At 68.7% G+C, this 23,761-nt stretch carries 23 protein-coding genes and 1 pseudogene; 12 read left to right on the top strand and 12 right to left on the bottom strand.

Annotated elements, in window-relative coordinates:
• Positions 1-88: 88 nt before the first annotated feature.
• Positions 89-580 carry a very short patch repair endonuclease gene (locus tag ABZW60_RS40615; protein ID WP_355486029.1) on the bottom strand — a complete coding sequence of 164 codons (492 nt, stop codon included), beginning with the start codon at positions 578-580 and terminating at the stop codon, positions 89-91.
• Between the two features lie 134 nt (positions 581-714).
• On the opposite strand from ABZW60_RS40615, the gene ABZW60_RS40610 reads away from it, so the two are divergent.
• Positions 715-1,848, top strand: a complete 1,134-nt coding sequence (locus ABZW60_RS40610; protein ID WP_355486007.1) for a DNA cytosine methyltransferase — start codon at positions 715-717, stop codon at positions 1,846-1,848.
• 461 nt (positions 1,849-2,309) lie between these two features.
• Positions 2,310-3,284, top strand: a complete 975-nt coding sequence (locus tag ABZW60_RS40605) for an aldo/keto reductase (RefSeq protein WP_355486006.1) — start codon at positions 2,310-2,312, stop codon at positions 3,282-3,284.
• A 58-nt stretch (positions 3,285-3,342) separates the two neighbouring features.
• On the opposite strand, the gene ABZW60_RS40600 is transcribed toward ABZW60_RS40605, so the two are convergent.
• Both ABZW60_RS40600 and ABZW60_RS40595 read right to left on the bottom strand, forming a co-directional pair.
• Positions 3,343-3,990 (bottom strand): LysR family substrate-binding domain-containing protein, encoded by a 648-nt coding sequence (locus ABZW60_RS40600; protein WP_355486005.1) that lies wholly within the window; start codon positions 3,988-3,990, stop codon positions 3,343-3,345.
• 98 nt (positions 3,991-4,088) lie between these two features.
• A pseudogene (locus ABZW60_RS40595) lies at positions 4,089-4,205 on the bottom strand (LysR family transcriptional regulator); the annotation flags it as partial.
• Positions 4,206-4,266: 61 nt separating this feature from the next.
• Here ABZW60_RS40595 and ABZW60_RS40590 point away from each other — a divergent pair.
• Entirely contained in the window at positions 4,267-5,250 is a 984-nt protein-coding gene (locus ABZW60_RS40590) for an aldo/keto reductase (RefSeq protein WP_355486004.1), read from the top strand.
• A gap of 2 nt (positions 5,251-5,252) precedes the next feature.
• Here the strand turns inward: ABZW60_RS40590 and ABZW60_RS40585 are convergent, their stop codons facing one another.
• On the bottom strand, positions 5,253-6,140 hold the full coding sequence (locus tag ABZW60_RS40585; RefSeq protein WP_355486003.1) for a LysR family transcriptional regulator: 888 nt from the start codon (positions 6,138-6,140) through the stop codon (positions 5,253-5,255).
• A 152-nt stretch (positions 6,141-6,292) separates the two neighbouring features.
• On the opposite strand from ABZW60_RS40585, the gene ABZW60_RS40580 reads away from it, so the two are divergent.
• From ABZW60_RS40580 to ABZW60_RS40565, 4 genes are all read left to right on the top strand, one after another.
• Positions 6,293-7,390, top strand: coding sequence for a DUF3578 domain-containing protein (locus ABZW60_RS40580; RefSeq protein ID WP_355486002.1), 1,098 nt, complete (start codon positions 6,293-6,295; stop codon positions 7,388-7,390).
• 45 nt (positions 7,391-7,435) lie between these two features.
• Positions 7,436-7,852 carry a hypothetical protein gene (locus ABZW60_RS40575; RefSeq protein WP_355486001.1) on the top strand — a complete coding sequence of 139 codons (417 nt, stop codon included), beginning with the start codon at positions 7,436-7,438 and terminating at the stop codon, positions 7,850-7,852.
• A 19-nt stretch (positions 7,853-7,871) separates the two neighbouring features.
• Positions 7,872-8,432 carry a GNAT family protein gene (locus tag ABZW60_RS40570; RefSeq protein ID WP_355486000.1) on the top strand — a complete coding sequence of 187 codons (561 nt, stop codon included), beginning with the start codon at positions 7,872-7,874 and terminating at the stop codon, positions 8,430-8,432.
• A gap of 72 nt (positions 8,433-8,504) precedes the next feature.
• The gene (locus tag ABZW60_RS40565) at positions 8,505-9,281 is read left to right on the top strand and encodes a L,D-transpeptidase (protein WP_355485999.1); all 777 of its coding nucleotides are present in this window, start codon (positions 8,505-8,507) and stop codon (positions 9,279-9,281) included.
• A 36-nt stretch (positions 9,282-9,317) separates the two neighbouring features.
• On the opposite strand, the gene ABZW60_RS40560 is transcribed toward ABZW60_RS40565, so the two are convergent.
• Positions 9,318-10,055, bottom strand: coding sequence for a class II glutamine amidotransferase (locus ABZW60_RS40560; protein ID WP_355485998.1), 738 nt, complete (start codon positions 10,053-10,055; stop codon positions 9,318-9,320).
• Positions 10,056-10,249: 194 nt separating this feature from the next.
• Here ABZW60_RS40560 and ABZW60_RS40555 point away from each other — a divergent pair, with 194 nt between their 5' ends.
• Positions 10,250-11,116, top strand: coding sequence for a hypothetical protein (locus ABZW60_RS40555; protein ID WP_355485997.1), 867 nt, complete (start codon positions 10,250-10,252; stop codon positions 11,114-11,116).
• On the opposite strand, the gene ABZW60_RS40550 is transcribed toward ABZW60_RS40555, so the two are convergent.
• Entirely contained in the window at positions 11,079-11,630 is a 552-nt protein-coding gene (locus ABZW60_RS40550; RefSeq protein ID WP_355485996.1) for a hypothetical protein, read from the bottom strand. The two genes, ABZW60_RS40555 and ABZW60_RS40550, sit on opposite strands and share 38 nt — an antisense overlap.
• 291 nt (positions 11,631-11,921) lie before the next feature.
• On the opposite strand from ABZW60_RS40550, the gene ABZW60_RS40545 reads away from it, so the two are divergent.
• The 3 genes from ABZW60_RS40545 (at position 11,922) to ABZW60_RS40535 (ending at position 16,672) form a co-directional block, all read left to right on the top strand.
• Entirely contained in the window at positions 11,922-12,215 is a 294-nt protein-coding gene (locus tag ABZW60_RS40545) for a hypothetical protein (RefSeq protein ID WP_355485995.1), read from the top strand.
• 56 nt (positions 12,216-12,271) lie between these two features.
• On the top strand, positions 12,272-14,278 hold the full coding sequence (locus ABZW60_RS40540) for an ATP-binding protein (RefSeq protein ID WP_355485994.1): 2,007 nt from the start codon (positions 12,272-12,274) through the stop codon (positions 14,276-14,278).
• A 99-nt stretch (positions 14,279-14,377) separates the two neighbouring features.
• The gene (locus tag ABZW60_RS40535) at positions 14,378-16,672 is read left to right on the top strand and encodes an alpha/beta fold hydrolase (RefSeq protein ID WP_355485993.1); all 2,295 of its coding nucleotides are present in this window, start codon (positions 14,378-14,380) and stop codon (positions 16,670-16,672) included.
• Here the strand turns inward: ABZW60_RS40535 and ABZW60_RS40530 are convergent.
• Both ABZW60_RS40530 and ABZW60_RS40525 read right to left on the bottom strand, forming a co-directional pair.
• The gene (locus tag ABZW60_RS40530) at positions 16,655-17,644 is read right to left on the bottom strand and encodes a phosphoribosylaminoimidazolesuccinocarboxamide synthase (protein WP_355485992.1); all 990 of its coding nucleotides are present in this window, start codon (positions 17,642-17,644) and stop codon (positions 16,655-16,657) included. The two genes, ABZW60_RS40535 and ABZW60_RS40530, sit on opposite strands and share 18 nt — an antisense overlap.
• Positions 17,645-17,781: 137 nt before the next feature.
• Positions 17,782-18,942 carry a hypothetical protein gene (locus ABZW60_RS40525; protein ID WP_355485991.1) on the bottom strand — a complete coding sequence of 387 codons (1,161 nt, stop codon included), beginning with the start codon at positions 18,940-18,942 and terminating at the stop codon, positions 17,782-17,784.
• Between the two features lie 530 nt (positions 18,943-19,472).
• Between ABZW60_RS40525 and ABZW60_RS40520 the strand changes: the two genes are divergently transcribed.
• Positions 19,473-19,886, top strand: a complete 414-nt coding sequence (locus ABZW60_RS40520) for a hypothetical protein (RefSeq protein WP_355485990.1) — start codon at positions 19,473-19,475, stop codon at positions 19,884-19,886.
• A 34-nt stretch (positions 19,887-19,920) separates the two neighbouring features.
• Here the strand turns inward: ABZW60_RS40520 and ppgK are convergent, their stop codons facing one another.
• The 4 genes from ppgK to ABZW60_RS40500 form a co-directional block, all read right to left on the bottom strand.
• Complete coding sequence (ppgK, locus tag ABZW60_RS40515; RefSeq protein WP_355485989.1) at positions 19,921-20,673, bottom strand: polyphosphate--glucose phosphotransferase; 753 nt, start codon at positions 20,671-20,673, stop codon at positions 19,921-19,923.
• Between the two features lie 67 nt (positions 20,674-20,740).
• Positions 20,741-21,595 carry a hypothetical protein gene (locus ABZW60_RS40510; protein WP_355485988.1) on the bottom strand — a complete coding sequence of 285 codons (855 nt, stop codon included), beginning with the start codon at positions 21,593-21,595 and terminating at the stop codon, positions 20,741-20,743.
• A gap of 3 nt (positions 21,596-21,598) precedes the next feature.
• A complete protein-coding gene (locus ABZW60_RS40505) occupies positions 21,599-22,969 on the bottom strand; it encodes an amidase (protein ID WP_355485987.1) in 1,371 nt (456 codons plus the stop codon).
• A 22-nt stretch (positions 22,970-22,991) separates the two neighbouring features.
• Complete coding sequence (locus tag ABZW60_RS40500) at positions 22,992-23,759, bottom strand: SDR family oxidoreductase (RefSeq protein ID WP_355485986.1); 768 nt, start codon at positions 23,757-23,759, stop codon at positions 22,992-22,994.
• Positions 23,760-23,761: the final 2 nt, after the last annotated feature.

Raw genomic sequence — 23,761 nt, 5'->3', positions numbered from 1 at the left:
CTCGTCGCTCCCTGCCCACAGCGGGCGTCGTCCCGAACGCACGGATCGCCGCTGCCCCCGCGCGTATATCGGACCAGACCGCCGAATGTTACGTACAGTCACCCAGGCCGACCGCCTCGGTCAAGGCTCGGACAACTCGTTGTGTTGCCAGGTCGGGCTTCTCGTGCTCCCAGATCCTGACGACGGTCCAGCCTGAGGCGGCCAGCCGTGCGTCGGTTTCCCTGTCGCGCTCGACGTTCTTCCGAAGCTTCTCGGCCCACCACGCACCGTTGTTCCGCGGGCTGGTCGCGTGTTCCGGACAGCCGTGCCAGAAGCAGCCGTCCACGAACACGGCCACCCGCTTCGCCGTGAATGTCAGGTCTGCCCGACGCCGGGGCATGCCAGGCAACGGATGATTGACACGGTAGCGGTATCCGAGCCGATGCAAGCGCCGCCGCAGTTCGATCTCGGGCTGGGTATCACGTCTCGCCTGGCGAGACATGCGCGCGGAAGTCTGAGCGGATGTGACCAGGACCGCGCGAGCGCCGCCCTTGACACGCGTCGCCCCGGTCGACTGCGGAACTGTTCCGTCCGTACTCATGGCTACGCCAAACTTCTCACGAACCACCGACCTTGTCTCGCGAACCACTGCCGGTTCGAAGATCCCCTACGAGTGCGCCGGTCGGCCGGCGTTGCGACGACATCGCACAACAGGCGCGCCCTATACTGCGCCCCATGACGCGGGAGCAGAACGGTCTACCGTCGGAACTGCACATGGTGGATCTGTTCGCCGGCCCCGGCGGCCTGGACGTCGCCGCCCAATGGCTCGGCATCTCGGTCGAAGGAATCGAGTGGGACGCCGACGCCTGCGAGACGCGACGAGCAGCGGGCCTGTCGACCATCCAGGGCGACGTGCGTGCCTACGAGGCGAAGGAGTTCTCCAACGCCAGGATTTTGGCCGGTGGGCCGCCGTGCCAGACCTACACAGTGGCCGGAAGCGGCTCGGGACGACGTGCTTTGAATCTGGTGGTGGATGCAGCACGAAGGATGGCATCCGGCAACGACGCCGACAAGGTACTGGCAACCGTCGACGATCGCACACAACTGGTGCTCGAACCGCTCCGCTGGATCTTGGACGCTCACCGAGCAGGCGACCCTTTCGATTCTGTCGTCCTCGAGCAGGTTCCCGCTGTCCTGCCGGTTTGGAAAACCATCCGTCAAGTGCTCCTCGGTCTCGACTACAACTGCGTGTGCGAGGTGTTGCAGACCGAGCAGTACGGCGTTCCACAGACGCGACGTCGCGCCATCCTGATTGCGCGACGAAAGGCGCCAGTTGCACTTCCGAAACCGACTCACCGCCCGTTCCGACAGGATGTGGCGCGGGAGGACGGCGAGCAGGCGCTCCTGCCCTGGCGCACCATGGCAGACACACTCAAGCGTGCGTCGCCGTTCACGGTGATCTCCAACTACGGCACCGGTGGCGATCCGAAGAATCGTGGACGGCGCCGTTCCGACCAGCCGTCGGCGACGGTCACTGGGAAGATTTCACGAAACCGGATCGAGTCGCCCAACGGCGACGACGACCGCTTCTCGTGGGAAGAGGCCGGCGCCCTGCAGACATTCCCCCGTGATTACCCGTGGTCCGGGCGGGACAAGTCCCAGCAGATCGGCAATGCCATTCCACCCAGACTGGCCGCCCACGTTCTGGCCGCTGCGCTCGGAATGCAGGTCGACACGGATTCACTCGATGAGGTCACCAAAAAGAACTGGTTCGAAACGGAAAGCGGATCTGCCCTGGTACGCCCATTGGACCGCCCACCGTCCGAATCCACCCTCTTCGAAGAGGCTGAGTCACTCCTCGAGAACTGACCGCCGAGCCAGCGGGAAAGGTCTTTGGGCTCATTGCCGGCCGGGTCGGGCCGCCTCGCAGCAGCTGGCGGAAGCTCACCATCGGGTCTGCTGCCGCGGTCGACGTCGTCGGAGACCACCTGCCACGTCGCCCAAATTCGAGCACCTGCACATCCGGCCGCCGCAGGGCGTCGAGGCGGATGACGTGAAACGGGATCGGGGCCTTTCGGTGTGTAGACCTCGACCTCCTCCAGTGCGTCCGACCGGTCCGCTCCGCGATCACAAGCAGACCTCGGACCGGGGCGGTCGAGGCGGCGGTCGCCGCGGGATTCCGGCGCTGAGCCGAAGGGTCGGTGCGAGCGGTGCGTAGTGCGCGCCGAAGGAGCCGTGCGTAGCGGCACATGTGACTCAGAAGGTCGGGCGATCGCACTGAGTTGATTCTTCTATTGGAAGAGTTGGCGGGGGCGCGCGAGGGTGGGGGTATGGACTTCACTCAGCTTGGGCGTACGGGGCTTTCTGTCAGTCGAATCGTCTTGGGGACGATGAACTTTGGGCCTCTCACCGAGGTGGGGGATGCGCACGCGATCATGGATGCGGCGCATGACAAGGGGATCAACTTCTTCGATACGGCGAACGGGTATGGGCGGGCCATCTACCCGGGGCGGACCGAGGAGATCATCGGGGAGTGGTTCGCCAAGGATGCGGCGAATCGGCACAAGACGGTGCTGGCCACCAAGGTGTACGGGGACATGGGTGACGGGTGGCCGAACGAAGGGCGGCTGTCGGCGCTGAACATTCGGCGGGCGCTGGACGCCAGCCTGAAGCGGTTGCAGACCGACTATGTGGATCTGTACCAGTTCCACCACATCGACCGGAACACGCCGTGGGAAGAGATCTGGCAGGCGATGGAGGTCGCCGTGCAGCAGGGGAAGGTGCTGTACGCCGGGTCGAGCAACTTCGCGGGGTGGCACATCGCGCAGGCGCAGGAGGCTGCCGCGCGGCGTAACTACGTCGGGCTGGTCAGTGAGCAGTCGCTGTACAACCTGGCGCAGCGTGACATCGAGCGTGAGGTGCTGCCGGCGGCGCAGGCGTACGGGCTGGGCGTGATCCCCTGGTCGCCGCTGCACGGTGGGCTGCTCGGTGGTGTGATCCGCAAGGAGAACGAGGGCGTACGGCGGCTCGAGGGTCGCGCGAAGGAGACGCTCGAGAAGCTGCGGCCGCAGATCGAGCAGTACGAGGCGCTCGCGGACGAGCTCGGTCACGAGCCGGGCGAGCTCGGGCTGGCCTGGCTGCTGCACCAGCCGGGTGTGACGGGGCCGATCGTCGGGCCGCGGACGATGGACCAGCTGGAGTCCGCCGTTCGTGCGGTCGACATCAAGCTCGACGAGAAGACCCTCACCCGCCTCGACGAGATCTTCCCGGGCTACAAGACCGCCCCGGAGGACTACGCCTGGTAGGTCAGGACACGTCGGTCGGACCCCGGACATCGACCTGATGTCCGGGGTCCTGCCATGTTCAAGACCCGAGCGCGGCGAGGAAGGCCTGGACGGCTTCGCGGTGGTCGTCGCGGCGCCAGGCAACCGCTAGTTGGGCGGGTGGGAGGTCGGGGACGAGGCGGCAGGTCAGGCCGGGGCGTTGGTACAAGCTGGTGTTGCCAGCAGCCAGCAGAGCTACGCCGACGCCGGCGGTGACGAGTTCGAGGACCTCGTCGGCGGCGGTGGCTTCGGCGGCGACGACCGGTGGGCGCGGGCGTTCGTCGACGGCTAGCCAGAAGTCGCGGAGTGGGCCGGCAGCCGTGGGCAGGGCCACGAAGGGCTCGTCCAACAACAAGGACAACGGGATCTCGGCACGCTCGGCCAGCGGGTGCTCAGCAGGGAGTGCCACCCAGCGAGGCTCGGTGATCAGTACCCGGGTCGCGAACTCGGCCCCGACCGGGAGCCAGACGAATGCGACGTCGCTGGTGCCGTCGCCCAGACCAGCGGTGGGGTCGTCCCAGCCGACCAGGCGGAGCGACACCGTCCAGGCCGGCAGCGCGGAGCGGAATCGAGCGACGGCCGGGCGTTGCAGGTCACGCCCGACAGCCGTCTGCATTCCGACGACCAGTTGCCGCGGGTGGGCCGCGGCGCGCGCTTCGGCGTACCCGCGGTCCCATAAACCAAGCACGTCCCGCGCGACAGGCAGTAGCGCGCTCCCCTGCGGCGTAGCTCCAGGCCGCGAGGCTGACGGGAGAAGAGGTCGAAGCCGAGCCGGCGTTCGAGGGCGCGGAGTTGCTTCGACAGCGCGGGCTGCGAGACGAAGAGGCGGGCGGCCGCGGCCGTCACGGTCGACTCCTCGGCGGCCGCGACGAAGTACCGGAGCTCGCGCAGGTGCGCATCCATAACCAACGGTTATACCAATAGGTCTTGGTGCAACCGCACCCGCAGCGCCAATGCTGGGCGCATGACGACAACACGCAACCTCGGTGGGCTCGACGTCCCGGCGATCGGCTTCGGCGCGATGGTGCTCTCCCCCGGCATGTACGGCGCGATCGACGACGACCGTGCGCTCACGGCACTGACCGCGGCGATCGACGCCGGCGGGACATTCATCGACACCAGCGACGCGTACGGCGACGGCGGGCACAACGAGAAGCTGGTCGGCCGGGCGATCCGTCAAAGGCGCGACGAGGTGACCGTCGCCACGAAGTTCGGACTGCGCCTCAGCGACGGCGCGGAGCCGCATCCGAAAGAGGTCGGGTTCGCGTTCGAGCAGCTGCTGGTCAACGCGGAGCCGAAGTACGTGCAGCAGTACGCCGAGAACAGCCTGCGCAACCTCGGCACCGACACGATCGACCTGTACTACCTGCACTTCCCGGACCCGCAGGTGCCGATCGAGGACACCGTCGGCGCCATGGCCGAGCTGGTTGCCGACGGCAAGGTACGGCATCTCGGCGTGTGCAACGTGACACCACAGGAGCTGCGGCGCGCGTACGACGTCCACCCGATCGCCGCCGTCCAGACCGAGTGGTCGATGTGGCGGCCGATCGACCCCGACCTGCTCGACGTGGCGCGGGAGCTCGGCGTCGGCGTCGTACCGTGGAGCCCGCTCGGCGCCGGCTTCCTGACCGGTACGGTGCAGGCGCTCGACAAGGACGATTTCCGGAACAACGCGCCGCGCTTCGACGCGGCGAGTCTGCAGGCGAACAACGCGTCGTACGAAGCCCTGCAGGCGCTCGCCACCGACCTCGGCATCAGCAGGAGTCAGCTCGCGCTGGCCTGGCTGCTGCACCAGGATCCGGCCGTCGTACCGATCCCCGGCAGCCGTACGCCGGCGCACATCGTCGAGAACCTGGCGGCCGCGGACATCACGCTGCACCCGGACACGCTCGAGCGCATCGACGCGGTCCTTGCCCGCCTGACGCCCGTCGGCGGCACGCTCCTTTGAACCTAGGCGTGCACCGCCGTCGTCGGAAGCATGCCGAGGAGGGCATCGGCGGCGAGCGAGGCGGCGGTGCCGGTGGGGACGGCGACCGAGACCTGCCAGTGCGACGCGGCGCCGGGCGCGAGGGTGACGGTGACGTGGTCGCCGCGCTTGGCGGCGATGCGTTCGGGGACGAGGGCCACGCCGAGGTTGTGGGCGACGAGCGCGAGGAGGGTGTGGACGTCGTTCACCTCGATCGTGACCGGGTGGGCGACCCCGGCGTCGGCGAAGGCGCGGTCGGAGATCGCGCGGGCGCCCCAGGTCCGGTCGAAGTCGACGAAGGACTCCCCCGCGAGGTCGTCGAGCGTCACGCCGGACGCCTTCGCGAGCCGGTGGTCGGGAGCGCAGACGAGGACCATCGATTCGCGCGACAGCGGCCGCAGGTCGAGCCCGTCGACCGGGTCGCCGGCGGTCGCGACGAAGGCGACGTCGAGCCGGCCGGAGGCGAGTTCGTCCAGCATCGGGGTGGAGCCGGCCTGGCGGACCTCGATCTCCACGCCCGGGTACGCGGAGCGGAACTTCGCGAGCAACGCCGGTACGTCGACCACGCCGAGACACTGCTCCAGCCCGACGGTGAGGTGACCGCGCAGCAGCCCCTGCACCGCGGCGACCGCGTCCTTCGCGGCCTCGGCGGCGGCGAGCGTACGACGTCCCTCGCACAGCAACGCCCGCCCCGCCTCGGTGAGCTCGACGCTGCGAGTGTTGCGCACGAACAGCGAGGCACGCAGCTCACGCTCGAGCGCGCGGATCGAGGCGGACAGACCCGACTGGGAGATCGACATCGCCTCGGCGGCCCGCGTGAAGTGCTTCTCCTCGGCCACCGCCACGAAGTGTTCCAAGTGCCTCAGCTCCATGACTAAGAACTGTAGTCGATCGAAAGAAATCGATTCACCTGTCCCACATCTCAGGCGGCCGCTGGCTGAGGTCGTGCTCGGGCCAAGCCGGAAAGGTTGCAGCGTGTAACGGAAGGACCCGTACAGCGATGTAGGCCGGGAGGAGGAACCGCATGCACAGCGAGTTCGACGAGGTGCTGTCCCTACAGCCACGCTGGTCGTCCCGGAACACCCCGGAGATGCGGCGTCGTGGGCAGCTGGTCCGGTCCACGGTCGCCGCCCATTTGAGGGCCGAGCTGCCACGCCTGAACGAGAGCGCAGGCAGAGACGATCTCGCGATCGAAGGGCGGGACGGAACAGGTCTCAAGAGCGTGATTCCCTGGGTCCGCGTCTACTCCCCGACGCGATCGCCCAAGGCAACGCGCGGGTGGTACCTGGTCTATTTGTTCAGCGGTGACGGTGAGCGCATGTACTTGTCTCTCAATCAAGGCACCACCGTCTGGGGCAACGGCGAGTTCCGCCAGCGCCCTCCCCAGGAGCTGATCGATCGGGTCACATGGGCACGAAGCTTCCTCGACGACCTGGCAGTCCACGATGACCGGCTGGTCCGCGATATCGATCTCGGTGCCGGCAACAGCGAACTCGCACGGGGCTACCAACTAGGCAACGTCCTCGCTTTCGAATACCGCCGCGATCGACTCCCCGACGACCAGGCCCTCCTCACGGACCTACGGACGGCGGCGCACTGGCTTGGGGAGACATATCGCCGCGAGACGGTGGAACTCGAGATGCCGGGCGAACCACCTCCAGATATCGTCGACGCCGATCTCGCGACCCGTCAGATCGCCGGACGAGCACGGACGGCGGTCGGCCAGGGGTTCAAGCTCGATGTCCGTGAACGAGTCGCGATCGAGCAGCACGCGGTGCGTGTCGTCACAGAGCATCTGAACCGGCTCGGTTTCGACTACGTCCGGGACGTCGGTGCGATCGATTCCTACGATCTGTATGCGCGGAACGGTCCGAACCAGCTGAGAGTCGAGGTCAAAGGAACGACCTCGGCGGGATCCGAGATCATCCTGACCCGGGCCGAGCTCGAAGTGCACCGCGAGGAGTACCCGCGCAACGCGCTCGGAATCGTGCACTCGATCGACCTCTGCCGCGAAACCGATCCGCCGACCGCGAGCGGCGGCATCCTCGTCTGGCGGTGTCCATGGCTCGTCGACGACAGGGCTCTGCGCCCGATCGCGTACAAATACACGACCGGACTGTAGAGGCACCTGCTCCGCGGCCGGATGCCGCCTGGATAAGGTGTGGGCATGGCGGATGAGGAGTTTCGGGTTGAGGTCGTGCTCGGGAACGACGAGCACGGGTTGACGTTCTGGGAGCGGTTGCGGGCGATCGATCTCGACGACGATGCGCAGAAGCGGCTCGGCAGTCAGGTGACGGTCACCCGGGACGGGAACCGGATGCTGATGTACACGCACACGCTCGAGGACGCGCAGGAGGCTGAGCGCACCGCCAAGGAGCTCGTGGCCGACGACCGCCTCGAGGCGCACTACACGATCACTCGGTGGAACGCCGAGGAGCAGGACTGGGCCGACCCGAGTGTCCCGGTCGGCCCCCACGACGCCGCCGAGGACGCCGAGAAGAACGCGAACATGGAGGTCCCGGACCCCCGCTACGTGGTGATGCAGGCCTACAAGCCCGAGTTCCTCCGCGACCTGGGTCTGTAGAAACCTCACCGGGGCAGTCATGGATGTCCAGTTGGCGCCGGTGCGGCAAGAGGATGTGCCGCTGCTCCAGCGGTTCGCGGTGGAGCCCGGGCTGATCGGGCTCGACTGGCGTGGGTTCCGGGACGCGCAGGCGCCGGTCCGGCGGTTCGCCGAGGACGGGTTCCTCGGTGCGGAGGACTCGCGGCTGATGATCCGGACCGGCGACGAGACGGCCGGGATCGTGTCGTGGCGCTCGGGGTCGTTCGACAGCGTCACGCAGTACTGGGAGATCGGGATCGCGCTGCTGCCGGAGTACCGCGGGCGCGGGATCGGGTGGCGGGCGCAGGCGATGCTGACGGCGTACCTGTTCGAGCACACGCCGGTGTACCGGGTGCAGGCGTCGACGCATCCGGAGAATCTCGCCGAGCAGAAGTCGCTGGAGAAGGCGGGTTTCCGGCGCGAAGGCGTGATCCGCGGGTGCGAGTTCCGCGCCGGGCGGTACCGGGACGGCTATCTGTACAGCAGGATGCGGGACGACCCGGCGCCCGAGCTCGGCAACGGTTCGGTGACGGACGGTGGTTTGAACCCTCTCGCACATTAGTCTCGGCGGGTCGCTGCACGCCTACTCGGCGTGGTTCTGCGACGCTGAAAATGCTGAGGGAGAGGGGAATCCGTGTCTCGTCGACGTGGTCTCGTGGCCGGTGCCGTCGTGTGTTCGTTCGTGCTCGCCGGCTGTTCGGACGTGGCCGCGAGCGAGTCGACGCCTTCTCCGACGCAGTCGTCCGTCAGCAGCCCGAGCACGACCCCGACTGAGAAGCCCACGGCGACGCCGACGGTCAAGCCGACCGTGAAGCCGAAGCCCAGGGTGAAGCAGAAGCCGGCGTACTACGCGCTGCGCGTGGAACGGCAACTGGACAAGCTCGGGTACCCGGTCGGCGACATCGACGGTGACATCACGGCCCGCGCCAAGCAGGCCCTGTGCGCGTGGCGCGAGACCCACGGCCTGCCGGTCAGCCGCGGCGGCCTGACGCTGAACGACGCCTACTCGGTGCTCAACGCAACGAGTCGCCCGGCGCCGACCCGGGAGCCCGGGATCTACGTCAACAAGACCTGCCAGATCCTGTACCAGATCGTTGGGAAGACCTACAAGCGGATCGTCTGGATCTCCACCGGCGCCCCCGGCTACGACACCCCGAACCGCACCGGCAAGGTCTGGCGCAAGTGGGCCGGCGCACACGAGAGCAGCCTGTACGAGGACGCGTACATGTACGACTCCCTGTACTTCCTCAAGGACCGCCCGGGCATCGCCCTGCACGGCTCCCGCGTCAACTCCCTCGTCAAGCCCTATCCCGCCAGCCACCGCTGCGTCCGCGTCCTGCGCCCAGAGATCCACCACATCTTCACCGAGACCCCGATCGGCACGAAGGTCCAGGTGTACGGCGAGTTCTAACGGCTGTACTTGGTTTTCCGGTTCCGCGTCGAGCCGTCACTGGGCGAGGAAGGGCTCGTGGTGGTAGCCCGACTGGTCGAGGATCGCGACTGTCGACTCGGGGACCTCGACGAACGCGCCGGGCAGGTCGTTGAGGGGCTCCGACACCACGACGTGTGCGTGCCGGCCGAACGAGCGCAGCCGCTCCTCGTCGGGGTACATCTGCTGCAGCGTCTCGATGTCGACGGAGTGGAAGAGGGTGCGGCTCCGTTGTTGCGAGGAGTAGCGGAACGCCCAGATGCTCTTACCGTCCGACACGGCGACAGTGCCCTGAACAGGGAAGGTGACTCCGTGCTCGTGCCCGACTGACTCGACCATCTGCACCGCCTTCGACAGGGCGCTCACCGGATCCTGCTGCAGCCCGAGGGTCAAGGCCAGATGGAAGAGGACCTCGGAGTCGGTCGTCCCTTTGATGTGGGGATACAGGGACGGATCCACTGCGAAGGTGAGGTCGCGCTTGACCGCGTCGAAGTCGGCCAGCGCACCGTTGTGCATGAACAGCCAGTTCGCGTACCGGAACGGATGGCAGTTCGTCTGCTGGATCGGCGGGTGGGCGGCGGCGCGCACGTGACTGAAGAACAGCGGCGACTCGACCGCCCGGGTCAACTCCCTCAGGTTCTGGTCGTTCCACGCCGGCTCGATGCTGTGGAAGATCCCTGGCTCTCCACCCGGCTGCGGATCGCTCGGGTACCAGCCGAACCCGAACCCGTCGCCGTTCACCGTCTCCGCGCCCAACGGTGAGTCGAGCGACTGTGCGACCAGGGAGTGTTGCGAGTCCAGGACCAGCCTGGACGGTCTGAGGGGTTCTCCCAAGTAGGCAAGCCATCGACACATGTTCCCAACCCCCATCAGTCGTCCACCGAGACCCTCCACGCTACGTAGCCGGATCTCTGTCGCCCCAGAGTCCAAGGTCCCACCCGGCGAGGCGAATGGCCATCGCGACCTGTTGGTCGCGCGCCGATCTGCTGGCCGCGATCGAGTCCGAGCCCCGGCGCCGGCGCGTCCTGGTCCCCGTGCTCGCGGCCGCGTCCGTGCTCGCAGTGGTCACCGGCCTCGCGATCGGCGTACGGGCGTTCCACGGCGGCACCGCTCCGCCCGCCGCCGGGCCGAACACCATCAGGGAATTGACGGCCGACGAGACCGGCGCGCTGCGCACCCAGTGTCTGGCGGAGGCGAACCGGATCACCAGCAAGTCCCTGCCGCACCCGTTCACCGACTACAAGGTGATCAAGGCGTTCGAGTTCACCGACGTGAAGGATCCGGATGTCGTCAGTACCTGGCTGATCGGGTCCGGCATCCAGACCGATCCGACGATCGGGCGGCATCCGGTGCCCGAGCGGAGCCAGCCGGCGTACTGGCTGTGCAGCCGTACGGCCGGCGGCCGGATCAGCGAGCCCAGCATCCGGTTCTCCCCCGGTGCCATCCTGACCGGCGCGCCCGGCATGCGCATCGCTCGCAACGCGGGCGTGTACACGAAGACGGTCGCCCGGGTCACCGTCCAGCCGAAGGGGCAGCGACCGGTCGAGGCGTTCCTGCAGGACGGGTTCTGGTTCGCGCCGACCGTCGGCCGCGTCAACTGGGGCCCCTACGACGCCGACGACCCTGGTCGCGGCGATTTCGTGGTTCGCGGGTACGACGCGGCCGGCGCCTTGCTCTTCACCGACAACGGCCCGGACCCGAACGCCGCACCGGTCACCTGCCCCTACATGAACGTCACCCTGCCGAACGGCCGGCGCACGTTCACGCCGAGACCACCGGTCAAGCCGGAGTGCATCGAATACCGCTGGCCGTCCTGAGGACTTCGATCAGTTCGCCGCGGTAGACCGGACGCGAGACGTCGCTGGTGTGGGTCAGCGTGCCGTCGCGCAGCATCTGGTGGACGTCCATCACGTCGATCCGGAGCTCCATCGCGGCGGACGCCAGCGACAGCCATCCGTCACGACGGCGAGCCAGCGCCTCCACGTCGTCGCGACGTAACGGGAACCCCTCGCCGCGCGCCGCGAGAAGGCCCACCGTGATCATTCGCCGTACGCCGGTGTTGCCGAGGCCGAGCACCACACCCGCCTCCGTGATCGACATCCACCGATCGACGCCCGCTTGGGCGACGTCGGACAGCAACAGCCGACGCCGCGCGCGTGACCGTGCCGGCAGGTGCCCGGCGCGGACCAGACCAGCGACTCGCCGCAGCGGCACTCCGAGCAACACCGCGGCCTGTGCGGTCGTGATCAGCGGATCACCGACCATCGTGGGCTCACCCAGCAACCCGGCCAGCCGGTCCCCGTACTCCCGGATCAATACCTTCTCAACCAACGCAGCCCTCCCCCAGTCCCGCATGCCATTGGCGAGCTACGACACGGGTCCGGGGCCATACGCTCTGCGATCAACAACTACAGGTTCGAGCCCGGCCGCGCCAGTGCGACAGTCGGATTCGGGCGCGACGATTCGGATTCCGGTCAGGGCCGCTGACCGGAACGGGGAAGGCGAACACCCTTCGCTGCCGAGCGATAGCGATCGGCGGCCGCAACGACCCGGAAGTTTGTCCGGTGCGCCCGCTGGGCAGTCCATCCGCCGTAATGACTTGCATCAGGGACCGGGGGCACTATGAACAACAGCTGGCACGAGGCGGGCAAGGGAGCCCACGGGGAGGGCGAGACAACGCCGACCGCACGCCTCGTCAACTTTCTGCTGGCACGCATCGCGGAGGACGAGGTCCGCGCCGTCGCCGGGCCGAACTCGGCGCACGCCGAGGCGAAAGCTCTCCGCACGTTGGTCGAGATCCACAGCCACCACGACAGCGAGGCAAGCGCGGATCCGTGCTACACCCTGCGCATCCTCGCCGGTCGCTATCAGAACCATCCGGAGCTGCCGCCCGAATCCATCCGGGCGCAGAGGTAGTCGGTACGCCGGCCGGCGCGTTCCGCATCGCATCGCTCGCTCGTATGCTGAGGGGCATGGCCGACGACTTGGCCACCATGGTCGATGCGGCACGAGCGAGAGCTTTCGTTGGACGCGCGACCGAGTTGGAGTGTTTCGACAGCGCGCTCACGGGGCGGACCTCCTGTCGGGTGCTTTTCGTGCACGGGCCGGGCGGTCTGGGTAAGACGGCGCTACTGCACCAGCTCCGGATTCGCGCCCGAGCCGCCGGGCGGACCGTCGTGTCGATCGACGGGGAGGACGTCGACGGCACGCCCACGGGACTGCGGACGGCGACCGCGCCGGTCCACGACCTCGGCCCGGCGGTTCTGCTGGTCGACGGCTACGAGCGCCTCGCCGGAATGGACGACTGGGTTCGGGACGTACTCCTCGCGTCGATGCCCGCGGACGTGGTCGTAGTGCTCGCCGGGCGCAATCCGCCGGAGGCACCCTGGCGGACGGACCCCGGCTGGCGTGCCGTCGTCGAGTGCTTGCCGTTGGACCGCCTCGATCCCGCGGAGAGCGAGCAACTGCTGGCACTGGCGGGCGTGCCGGCCGTCCACCGTACCCAGCTCGGCGACATCGGTCGCGGCCATCCGCTCACCCTCGCCATGCTGGCCGGCGCCACGATCGCGGGTGACCTGCCGAGCGATCTCGCCGGCGCACCCGATCTCGTGGCCGCGCTGGCGGTCCGGCTGGTCGACGAAGCACCGGACGACAACCACGCGCTGGCCATGGCTTTGTGCGCCCATGCCTGGCTGACCACGCAGGATCTCGTCGACGAGTTGCTCGGACAGCGCGCGCCCGAGGTCTGGGCCTGGCTCGAGACCCGGCCGTGGGTGACCCGCGGCACGTACGGGGTCTACCCGCACGACTTGGTCCGTGACGTCCTCGACGCCGACCTGCGCCGACGCTCCCCCGCGACGTACCGCCGCGTGCACCGCACCCTCCACCACCATTCGTGGGCGGCGCTGCGGTCGACCGACGAGGGCGAACGGCGGCTGTGGGCCCACCAGAAGCTCTTCCTGCACCGGCGCAGCCCACTCGCGATGTCGTTCTGGACACTCCGCGAACGCGGCGCCGGCATGGTGGCTCCTGGCGAGGCCGGCGACCACGACGCCGTTCTGGAGCTCATCAGGAGATTCGACGGTGCCCGCAGCGCCGAGCTCGCCGCACGCTGGCTGGCCGCCCAGCCCGAGAACCTGTCCGTGATCCGCTCCCGAACCGGGCTCGACGCCTTCGCCCTGCAGACCATGCACCCGGCCGAGCCAGAACTGGTGGCCGCTGACCCGGTCATCAAGGTCGCCTTGGACATGATCGATCGGACCGCTCCGGCGCGGCAGGGCGAGCAGGTGAACATCGCTCGGTTCTTCGGCGGCGCGGACCGGTACCAACGCGATCCGTATGCCGTGGTAGCCGGCGCCGTCAGCTCGACGCTGCTGTGGACGACGCGTCCGCTGGCGTGGGGCTTCGTGGCCACCACCGACCCGGAGTTCTGGGGCCCGGCGTTCAACTACCTGGCGCTCACCACGACGCTCGAGGCGGAGTTCGACGGCCGGCGGCACACGCTGTACGGCGTCGACTGGCGACGGCTCACGCCCGAGAGGTGGTTCGATCTGCTCGGCGAGCGCGAGCTGACCGGCGAGTCCGGACCGGCTCCGGCACCGCTGCTGCGCCCGCCGCCGCTGTCCCGGGAGGGCTTCGCCGATGCGCTGCGCGCCGCTCTGCGCGATCTCAATCAACCCGATCTGCTGCGCACCAACGCGCTGATGGGGTCCCGGCTGGCCATGGACCTCGATGGCGCCACGCCGGCACGACTCCGGCAGACGGTGCTCGCGGGCGTCGACCAGCTTGCCGCCGAGCCTCGTGGCGCGTCGAGCAGCCGGGTCCTGGACCGTACCTACGTGCACGCGGCGCCCACCCAGGAGGCCGCGGCACAGGTGCTGGACCTGCCGTTCTCGACCTACCGTCGACACCTCGCACGAGCACACGAGCGGCTCGCCGACCTGTTGTGGGCCGTTGAGATCGGCGAGATCCGGCTCTGAGCGGCAGATGAGCAGAAAGTGGACTGGTAAGTGAGCAGCTGACCGCATGACCGTGGGCTGATCTGGACAACGATCCAGCGACGAACCCGGGGTGGGATCATGGCGGACATTCTGGTGCTGGGGGCAGGGCTCAACGGTCTGGCGACAGCGACACTGCTCGCACGGGACGGTCATCGGATCACTGTGCTCGAACGCGATCCGGCCGAGCCGCGAGGCGACAACGACGAGCTCTGGACATCGTGGGAGCGCCGCGGTGTGAACCAGTTCAACCAGCTGCATTTCATGCTGCCACGCTGGAGCGCGACCATGACCACCGAACTGCCCGAGGTCGTGGCCGAGCTCGAAAGTCGCGGCGGCAACCGCTGGAACTCCGTTCGGGCGCTACCCGAGTCCGTGACCGGCGGAACGCTGCCCGGCGACGAGCGGTTCGACACGGTCACCGCACGAAGGCCTGTTGTCGAGGCCGCACTGGCAGCCGTGGCCGCTCGAACCCCTGGGGTGACCGTACGACGCGGCACGCGCGTGACAGAGCTTCTGGCAGAGCACCGACCCGACGCTCCTCCGCACGTGACCGGTGTCCGAACGGCGAGTGGCGACGCCTGGCACGCCGACCTGGTCGTCGACGCGTCCGGCCGCCGTACATCGGTCCCCGGCATGCTCGAGGCCGTCGGAGCCCGGCGACCGCACGAGGAGCGCGAGGCGGCCGGCTTCGTCTACTACTGCCGCCACTTCCGGGCACGCGACGGCGAGCGACCCGTCGTCACCGGACTTCCGCTGCAGCATCTCCATGGCGTGTCGGTCCTGACCCTGCCGGGCGACGGGGACACGTGGGGCGTGGGCTTCGTGACCTCGTCCCGCGACCGGGCATTGCGCGGGCTGCGGGACGAGGCTGCCTGGTCGCGGGCGATCGCACTGGTCCCTGGCATGGACTCCTGGACCGCGGGCGTGCCGCTCACCGACGTCCAGGTGATCGCGGGCATCGAAGACTGCTACCGCAGGTACGTCGTCGACGGCCGGGCCGTCGCCACCGGAATCGTCGCGGTCGGGGACGCCTGGGCGTGCACCAACCCATCGCTCGGCCGAGGCGCCTCGATCGGCCTGCTGCACGCCGTACTGCTGCGTGATGTCCTGCGTTCGGCTCCAGCCTCGAAACCGCTCGACCTGGTCTGTGCGTTCGACGCCGCGACCGAGGAGACGATCACACCGTGGTACCAGGCGACCCGCACGTTCGACCGGCATCGGCTGGCCGAGATCGACGCCGACCTCGCCGGCACGCCGTACCGCACTCCTGATCCCGGCTGGGCGATGGCCACCGCGCTGTACGCCGCCGCGCTGCTCGACCCCGGCGCGCTGCGAGCACAGTCCGAGATCGGCTCGATGCTCGCCATGCCACCCGCGGCCCTCGCGACCCCGGGCGTGCTCGAGCGCGTCGTGGCACTCGGCGCGAACGCGCCTCGCTACCCCGGCAACGCGCCCCACCACGACGAACTGGTAGCGGCGATCGCCGGCACCGACGTACCTCGTTCGGCCCGCACCCCCTGCGCTCAGCCGAAACTGTTCGTCCAGGACGTCGGCCACGGTGAGCCGGTCCTGCTGCTGCACGGCTGGCCCGACGACCACAGCCTGTGGCGCGAGCAAGTCGCCGCCCTCACCGCCGAGGGGTACCGGACCATCGCCCCCGACCTGCGCGGATTCGGCGCCTCCGACAAGCCGGCCGACGTCAGCGCGTACACGCTGCTCAAGCTGGTCGGCGACCTCGTCGCGCTGCTCGACGGGCTCGGCGTACGCCGGGCGCACGTCGTGGGTCACGACTGGGGCAGTGCGATCGGCAGCAGCCTCGCCGCGATAGCGCCCGGCCGCGTCGCGAGCCTCACCTGCCTGGCCGTCGGCCACCCGAGGGCCTTCCGCGAGGCGGGATGGGATCAGCGCCAGCGATCGTGGTACATGCTGCTGTTCCAGTTCCCTGGAGTCGCCGAGCAGTGGCTGTCCCAGGACGACTTCACCAACCTGCGTGCCTGGTTACGGCATCCGCGGATCGAGTCCGTGGTCAACCGCCTCCGCACGCCGGGCGCTCTGACCGCCAGCCTCGGTCTCTACCGAGCGATTCTGCCGCCGCAGTCGTTGCTCGGTCCCCCACCGCCCTTGCCGCCGATCCAAGCGCCGACGCTGGGCATCTGGGGCAGCGAGGACTTCGCCGTCACCGAGCAGGCGATGTCGGGCACCGAACGCTACGTCGCAGGACCCTGGCGCTACGAGCGAATGGAAGGCGCGGGTCACTGGATGCAACTCGACGAGCCGAACCGGGTCAACGCCCTCCTGCTCGACTTCCTGACCGAACACAAGGCGGCTCCAGCGCAAGCCGGCATCCGGGTGGGTTCAGAAGTACTCGGGTAGGGCCTTGGCCAACGCGTCGTGGATGCGGGTGCGGACGGGGATCGAGGGATCCGGTTCTTCGAAGGTCAGGCCGGTGACGCGTTCGAACAAGGCGATGTACTTGTTGCTGAACTCCATCAGCGTCTCGAGCGGGATCTCCGGGATCGGGTCTCGGTACGGGTCGCACCGCTCCATGACCCAGAGTCGCAGGAACTCCTTGTCCAGGCTGTCCGGTTCGTCGCCGACGGCGAACCGGTCCTGGTACGTGTCGGCCAGCCAGTACCGGCTGGAGTCCGGGGTGTGGATCTCGTCGGCGACCACGATGGCGCCGTACTCGTCGACGCCGAACTCGTACTTGGTGTCCACCAGGATGAGGCCCTTCTCGGCCGCCAACTGCTGCCCGCGGGCGAACAGCTTCAGGCTCTTCTCGCGGAGTTCCTCCCACTGCGCGGTCGTCACGAGCTGGCTGTCGAGGATCTCGGCCTCGGTGAGGGGCTCGTCGTGCCCGCCGTCCATCGGCTTCGTCGTCGGCGTGATGATCGGGCTGACCATTTGCTGGTTCTTCCGCATTCCGTCGGGGAACTCGTGGCCGTAGAGCACGCGTTCGCCCCTGTCGTAGCTCGGCCACAGGCTGGTGTTCGTGGAGCCCGTCAGGTACGAACGGACGACGATCTCGACGGGCAGCATGGCGAGGTCCTTGACCATCACCACGTTCGGATCCGGGTACGAGATCACGTGGTTGGGACAGATGTCCGCGGTCTCGTCGAACCAGTAGCGGGCGGTCTGGGTCAGCACCTGACCCTTGTGCGGGACGACACCCAGGACATGGTCGAACGCGGACTGCCGATCGGTCGAGATCAGCAGCCGCCGCCCACCCGGTAACTCGTAGGAGTCGCGCACCTTGTTCTGCCGGTAACCGGGAAGTTCGCTGTACTGCGCCTCCCGGAGGCAATTCTCGATGAGCTGCAGGTCGCTGGTCCGTCGCGTCGTCATGTGAACCCTCATGGTCGTCCCGTGGCTGCGTACGCACGCTATCCCGAAGCCCGCCGGCCGACAGAATGCGCCCTCCATGCAGCGGGAGGGTCCGACGCACCGCGCAGCACTGAGCCGCGCGGCGCGGCCGCGGCTACTCAGCGCCAGTCGAGGACAAAGAGTTTGTCGATCATCTGCGCGAACTCCGCAGGTGGCTCCACCTTGGTGGGCGTGGAGCCCGGCTTGACGTCGGACACGTAGTAGTCCCGCTTCTCCTCCTTCACGGACAGGAACGCGAACTTCTGCCCGTCCGGGGAGATCGCGAGGAGGTAGTTGTTGCGGTCGTTGCTCGGCAGGATCGGCGCGCCGGCCGTCGCGTTCGGCGCGATGTCGAGCGTCGAGAAGCGCTTGTCGGGTCCGCTGCACAGCACCGTGTCGGCATCGATCCAACCGACCGGAACGCCGGAGCTCGACTCCCCGCATGACAATGTCTTCGCCTGCTCGATCGCGTTCGGGTCGATCACGCCGCCGGGCTTGACGTCGAGCAGCTTCTCCTCGGCCAGAAGGCGTTTGCCGTCCGGTGACAGCCGAGCGCTGCTGCTCGCGACCGCGGTACCAGGCGTTCCGACGACGAAAAGGTGGGCCTCGCTGAGATGCTCGATCGGCTGGTCGCCGACCGGCTTGTGGTCTCCGCCGATCGGCCGGTTCGCGATGTGGTCATCGCCGTCGACGTCACTGGTGAACCAGACCGCGTCCCCGTCCGGTGCCATGGCGGCGTTGTCCTCATGTGGCGTGTTGCCGAAGTCTTCTTCGCCGGTCAGGTCGGTCAGCTTGCCCGAGCGGTCGACGTAGCCCACGTGCGTCGCCATGCTCTTCGGGTCTTGAATCACCACGGCCAGCTTGGTGAAGTCCCGGTCGAAGAGCGACCTGATCGCGAGGATGTCATTGCTGCTGGTCAGATTCGTCGGCGCGCAGAGATCCTCGAGCGCGGTGCCGGGCCGGACCTTCTCGGACGTGATCAGCACGGTGTCCGGCAGCTGGAATTCCGCGTGTGCCTTCTTCTCCAGGCCTTGCGGGGCCCAACCGTCGAGGGTGACGGTTCCGCCACCGCTGTCACCAGCCGGTGTGCACTGCGCGGTGACGACCATGCCCTCTTGCGAGAAGTCGTCGTCGGCCCTCGGCGTCGACGAGCTCTCGCTGTTGCTGCCACCGGCTTGTGCGGCGGGCTCAGGCTGATCGTTGCCGGACGAACAGGCGACGAGACCGATCACCAGCCCCAGCGAGAGAAGAACCGCGCTCACCTTCGGTGAATTGACCATGCGACCACCCCAGGAATCTCATGACGGACAGCGTTCCGAGAACCCCGAACCCTAGCGGACCGACCGGTCACAACCAGTGACCCTTCTGAGGTCGGCACGAACTGGGAATCATCGAGTGGCTGACCGGCTTCGACGCCGCCACGGGGACGCGGATCGGCGCTGCAGGAAGCCGGCTGCCGGACAGGGCCGAGTATCTTGTCCGCCATGATCCAGGCTTCACGCCCGCGCAGCACACGCCGTCGCGCGAGTACCAGGTGATCCGCCGGCTCGCGCTGGCCGCCGTACTCACCCTGACTGCCTGCACCAACCAGCCCTCCACCACACCAAGCCCAGCACCCAGCCCGACCCCGACAGTTGTCCCACTAACGGTGGCACAGGCAACGAAAGCCGCACTGAGGGTCGCCGACCTACCGAAGGGCTGGGACGGCGGTGTCGCAGAAGATCCGACTCCGCGACGTCCAGCTGTGACCCCCGCCCCCGCCGGGACCAAGTACGAGCCGGCCGAGTGCCGGGCGGTCGTCGGAGATCCGATGACCGGGCTGGGTGTCCCCGCCACCGCGGTCCGGGGGCAATACTTCGTCCGAGAACCCCTCCAGTCGATCACCGAGCTGATCTACTCCTGGCCGACCACGCAGGTGCCGCTTGTTGAACGGGTCGCCGACGCCTTGCCTCGCTGCACCCGAGTCACCGGTATGTCGAGCGTCCGGACCAAGTTCAGCATCACGGCGAAGCAGGTGCGAGTACCTGGCCTCAAGGACGGCATCGTCCTGCGTACGCAGTTCACCGACGATGACACGCCCAACTTCACGTCCACCGACTACGACGCGGTAGTGGTGCGTGGTGGCACCGTGCTCCGGCTCTGGGCCTCAACCGGCACGATGACCGACACCAGATTCACCCAGCTCCTCACCAAGGCAGTTGCCCGGCTGGATGCCGTCAGTTAGTGCTTCGGTAGGCGTTCCTGCGGTGGTCGGCGGTCTACCCGGTGAACTTCTCGTGCGCGGCCATCGCGGCGCCGACGATGCCGGCGTTGTTGAGCAGCTGGGCCGGCTTCACCGGGGTGGAGATGTCGAGCAGCGGCACCCACTTGTCGGCGTGCTTGCTGACCCCGCCGCCGACCACGAACAGGTCAGGGCTGAACAGGCCCTCCACGTGCCGTAGGTAGCGCTGCACCCGCTTGGCCCACTGCTTGTACGACAGGCCCTCGTTGTCCTTCGCCGCCGAGGACGCCCTCTTCTCGGCGTCGTAGCCGTCCAGCTCGAGGTGACCGAGTTCGGTGTTGGGCACCAGCCGGCCGTCGACCAGGAGCGCGCTGCCGATGCCGGTGCCGAAGGTGAGCAGGATGACCACGCCGCCGACGCCTCTGGCCGCGCCGAAGCGGGCCTCGGCGATACCGGCCGCGTCGGCGTCGTTGAGTACGGTCACGTCGCAGTGGGTGATGTCGGTGAAGACCTTGTCGACGTCGGTCCCGATCCAGCTCTTGTCGACGTTCGCCGCGGTCTGGGCCACCCCGTGCCTGATCACGGCCGGGAACGTCGCACCCAGCTCACCGGTCCACCCGGCCTCCTTGACCAGCCGGGCCACGACCTCGGCGACGGCCATCGGAGTGGACGGGACCGGCGTCAGGTATTTCACCCGCTCCGCGGCCAGGTCGCCCTTCTCCAGGTCGACGACGGCGCCTTTGATCCCGCTGCCGCCGATGTCGACCCCGAAAGCGGTGGGCGTCTTCATCCTGGGCACCTGCTCTCTCCTCGCCTGCAAGTTACTGTCCAGACCTTTGTACCCCGCCGTCAGCGCATCAGCCTCGGGAGTGCGGGAGACGTTCGACGTGGGGTCTGAGGGTGCCGTCGTAGGGGTTCGGCGGCAGGCCTGTCAGGAGGTCCGGTAGGTGGAAGGTCTGGAACAGGGACAGGTCGAAGAAGGCGACCGCGTGGACTATCGCGGTGGCGGTGAGGGTCAGGACCTGGATCTGGAAGGCTCGGTGGATGTTGTCTTTCGGGTCTCGCATGTAGACGGCGAAGGCGGGGTGGCCGTTGGCTTGGAGGGGGACCAGGTACTGGTCGCCGGGGCGTTCGGCGGGGCAGTGGGTGCTGATCAGGCGGCCGATGTCGCGGGCGCCGCGGAACCACGACGTGAAGGGCGGCATCTCCCAGATCGCGTCGTCGGTGAAGAGGGTGACGATCGTGGGGACGTCGTACTGCTCGAACGCGGCGCGGTAGCGCGCCAGCAGTGCTACGTCGGGGGCGAGCGGCGGAGTGGGAGTGATCGGCGCGGGCGGAACGGCGCCGGCTCGGCCTTCCAGATGGAGGACCGTCGCCGCCCGCTCGGCCGGACTCAGGCGCTGGAGCGCCGCGATCAGCCCGAGGTCGATCGGGTGGTCGTCCATCAGGTGCGTGGGAATCGGCTCCAGCCACAGAATCTCCGAGCTCTCCGACAGCACTCCCCCGGGATCCGCGCTCGGCCCGGTCAGGTCCGACGGCAGCGGGCGCCGGCCGGCCCGCTGCAGACACACGCGCGTGGCTTCCTCGTAGCTGTTCACCCCGGTCGCGACGTCGACGGCTTCGGTGATCGAGCCGAGCATCCGGTAGCAGTGCGAGGTCAGGCCGCGCTGCGTCGCGTCAGCGTGCGGTGTCGTACCTCCGGAGCCGGCCATTCGTCACCTCATCGGCCAGTTTCGCTGCTCCGTGCGCCGGCTGTCGAGGTACTGGGCCAACGCCAGCGCCCGCAGGTCCTGGTGATGCGGTACGGCGAGTTGCGCCCCGATCGGCAGCCCGGCCGTGGACCAGCCGGCGTTGACCGTGGTCGCCGGGTGCTGCGACATGTTGTACGGGACCGTGAACGCGATGTGCTCGAACGGCTTCCCCGGATCGTCCGTCGGGTACGCGAGCTCCGCCCGGAAGGCCGTGATCGGGGCGACCGGCGACAGGATCACGTCGTACGTCGTGAACACCCGGCCGACCGCGGCCGCCATCGCGCCCATCTGGCTGTATCCGTGGAAGACGTCGGCGGCGGTGAGGTCAGCCGCGGACGCGACCCAGGAACGGATCTGCGGCAGCACCTTCGCGCGCCGCTCCTCGGGCAGCGCGGCGATGTCGGTGGCGGAGCGGATCCGCCAGAACCGGTCGAGGCCGTCGAGCATCTCGCGGGTGATGACCGGCCGGATCGGTTCGACGATCGCGCCGCCCTGCTCGAGGACGGCCGCCACGGCCGACACCGCCGCCGTGACCTCGGGATCGACCGGCAACCCGACACCCGCGTCGAGCAGCAGGGCGACCCGCAGCCCCTCCACCGCGACACCGAACTCGTCGGACGCCGCCGGGAACGACGTGTGGTCGCGCGGGTCGTACCCGGACATCACCCGGAGCGCGAGCGCCGCGTCCGGCGCCGTGCGGGTCAGCGGCCCGATCGCGCGCCCGGCGTACGGCGTACCGACCGCGATCCGCCCGTGCGTCGGCTTCAGTCCGACCAGTCCGCACCAGCCGGCCGGCAACCGGATCGATCCGCCGATGTCGGTGCCGACGTGGATCGGCCCGTATCCAGCAGCCGCCGCGGCCGCAGCGCCCGCGCTGGAACCGCCGGCCGTCTTCGACAGGTCCCACGGGTTGCGCGTCAACCGGTGGAAGGTCGAGACGCCGGACGACAACATCCCGTACTCCGGCATCGTCGTCTTGCTGAAGATCACCGCACCGGCCGCCCGCAGGCGTGCCGCGGCCGGGTCGTCCTGCGCGGCCGGGACCAGCGTGGTCGCCGCGGTCCCCTGCGGTACGGGCGTTCCGCGCGTCGCGATGTTCTCCTTGACCGTCACGGGTACGCCGTCCAGCGCCCCCGCCGTACCGGCACGCCACCGGCGCTCGGACTCCTGCGCCGCGGCCCGGGCGCCGTCCGGGTCCGGCGCGTAGAGCGCGCACAGCCGCGGTTCCCAGGACGAGACGCGGGTCAGCACGTCCTCGATGACCTCGACCGGGGAGACCGAGCCGTCGCGGTACTTCGCCAGGAGTTCGGTGGCGGTCAGGTCAGCGAGACTCATGCCGGAATCCATGCAGCACTCCTCAGTTCGGTGGGTCGAAGCGGCCGTCGACCGCGGTCCAGCCGCCGTCGACCGCGAGCACGCTCCCGGTCACGAAGCTCGCCGCGTCGGAGGCGAGGTAGACGACCGCGCCGGCGAGTTCGCGCGGCTGTGCCCACCGGCCGAGCGCGCCCTTCTGCGCGTACGCGTCGTACCAGCCCGGGTCGGCCTTGATCTGAGCGGTCAGCGGGGTTTCGACGACGCCCGGGGCGATCGCGTTCGCGCGGACACCGGACGGGCCGAGCTCGGCGGCCGCGGTCCGCAGCAACTGGACGAGGCCCGCCTTCGTGGCCGCGTACACCGACTGCCCCGGCTCGACCGTGGTCCCGCGGATCGAGCTGAAGCCGATGATGCTGCCGCTCCCCCGCTCCGCCATGCCCTTGCCGAACGCGCGCACGAGCTGGAACGACGCCCGCAGGTTGAGCGACACGACCCGGTCGAACTCCTCGCCGGTGTAGTCCAGGATCCGCTTCCGGACGTTCGTGGCGGCGGTGAACACGAGCACGTCCACCGGAGCCAGCTCCGCAGCAGCCCGCTCGACCGCGGAGTCGTCCAGCACATCCAGCTCGTACGCCGCCATACCGCCGCCCTGGGCGGCTGTCTGCTGAGCGGCGGCGAGGTCGCGGTCGGCACAGGTGACCCGGGCGCCGTGGGCCGCCAGGGCGAGGGCGCTTTCGCGGCCGATCCCGCTGCCGGCGCCGATCACGACCGCGTGTTTGCCGTCCAGCCGGAAGAGGTTCGCGTAGTCCATCG

Source organism: Kribbella sp. NPDC003557 (genome assembly GCF_040610805.1).
GTDB lineage: Bacteria > Actinomycetota > Actinomycetes > Propionibacteriales > Kribbellaceae > Kribbella.
This window is presented reverse-complemented; position numbering and strand designations above follow the sequence as displayed.

Excerpts from the sequence above, each read along its gene's own strand:
- ABZW60_RS40615 (WP_355486029.1), bottom strand. The coding sequence starts at position 580 with ATGAGTACGGACGGAACAGTTCCGCAGTCGACCGGGGCGACGCGTGTC.
- ABZW60_RS40610 (WP_355486007.1), top strand. The coding sequence starts at position 715 with ATGACGCGGGAGCAGAACGGTCTACCGTCGGAACTGCACATGGTGGAT.
- ABZW60_RS40605 (WP_355486006.1), top strand. The coding sequence starts at position 2,310 with ATGGACTTCACTCAGCTTGGGCGTACGGGGCTTTCTGTCAGTCGAATC.
- ABZW60_RS40590 (WP_355486004.1), top strand. The coding sequence starts at position 4,267 with ATGACGACAACACGCAACCTCGGTGGGCTCGACGTCCCGGCGATCGGC.
- ABZW60_RS40585 (WP_355486003.1), bottom strand. The coding sequence starts at position 6,140 with ATGGAGCTGAGGCACTTGGAACACTTCGTGGCGGTGGCCGAGGAGAAG.
- ABZW60_RS40580 (WP_355486002.1), top strand. The coding sequence starts at position 6,293 with ATGCACAGCGAGTTCGACGAGGTGCTGTCCCTACAGCCACGCTGGTCG.
- ABZW60_RS40575 (WP_355486001.1), top strand. The coding sequence starts at position 7,436 with ATGGCGGATGAGGAGTTTCGGGTTGAGGTCGTGCTCGGGAACGACGAG.
- ABZW60_RS40570 (WP_355486000.1), top strand. The coding sequence starts at position 7,872 with ATGGATGTCCAGTTGGCGCCGGTGCGGCAAGAGGATGTGCCGCTGCTC.
- ABZW60_RS40555 (WP_355485997.1), top strand. The coding sequence starts at position 10,250 with ATGGCCATCGCGACCTGTTGGTCGCGCGCCGATCTGCTGGCCGCGATC.
- ABZW60_RS40545 (WP_355485995.1), top strand. The coding sequence starts at position 11,922 with ATGAACAACAGCTGGCACGAGGCGGGCAAGGGAGCCCACGGGGAGGGC.
- ABZW60_RS40540 (WP_355485994.1), top strand. The coding sequence starts at position 12,272 with ATGGCCGACGACTTGGCCACCATGGTCGATGCGGCACGAGCGAGAGCT.
- ABZW60_RS40535 (WP_355485993.1), top strand. The coding sequence starts at position 14,378 with ATGGCGGACATTCTGGTGCTGGGGGCAGGGCTCAACGGTCTGGCGACA.
- ABZW60_RS40530 (WP_355485992.1), bottom strand. The coding sequence starts at position 17,644 with ATGACGACGCGACGGACCAGCGACCTGCAGCTCATCGAGAATTGCCTC.
- ABZW60_RS40525 (WP_355485991.1), bottom strand. The coding sequence starts at position 18,942 with ATGGTCAATTCACCGAAGGTGAGCGCGGTTCTTCTCTCGCTGGGGCTG.
- ABZW60_RS40520 (WP_355485990.1), top strand. The coding sequence starts at position 19,473 with ATGACCGGGCTGGGTGTCCCCGCCACCGCGGTCCGGGGGCAATACTTC.
- ppgK (WP_355485989.1), bottom strand. The coding sequence starts at position 20,673 with ATGAAGACGCCCACCGCTTTCGGGGTCGACATCGGCGGCAGCGGGATC.
- ABZW60_RS40510 (WP_355485988.1), bottom strand. The coding sequence starts at position 21,595 with ATGGCCGGCTCCGGAGGTACGACACCGCACGCTGACGCGACGCAGCGC.
- ABZW60_RS40505 (WP_355485987.1), bottom strand. The coding sequence starts at position 22,969 with ATGAGTCTCGCTGACCTGACCGCCACCGAACTCCTGGCGAAGTACCGC.
- ABZW60_RS40500 (WP_355485986.1), bottom strand. The coding sequence starts at position 23,759 with ATGGACTACGCGAACCTCTTCCGGCTGGACGGCAAACACGCGGTCGTG.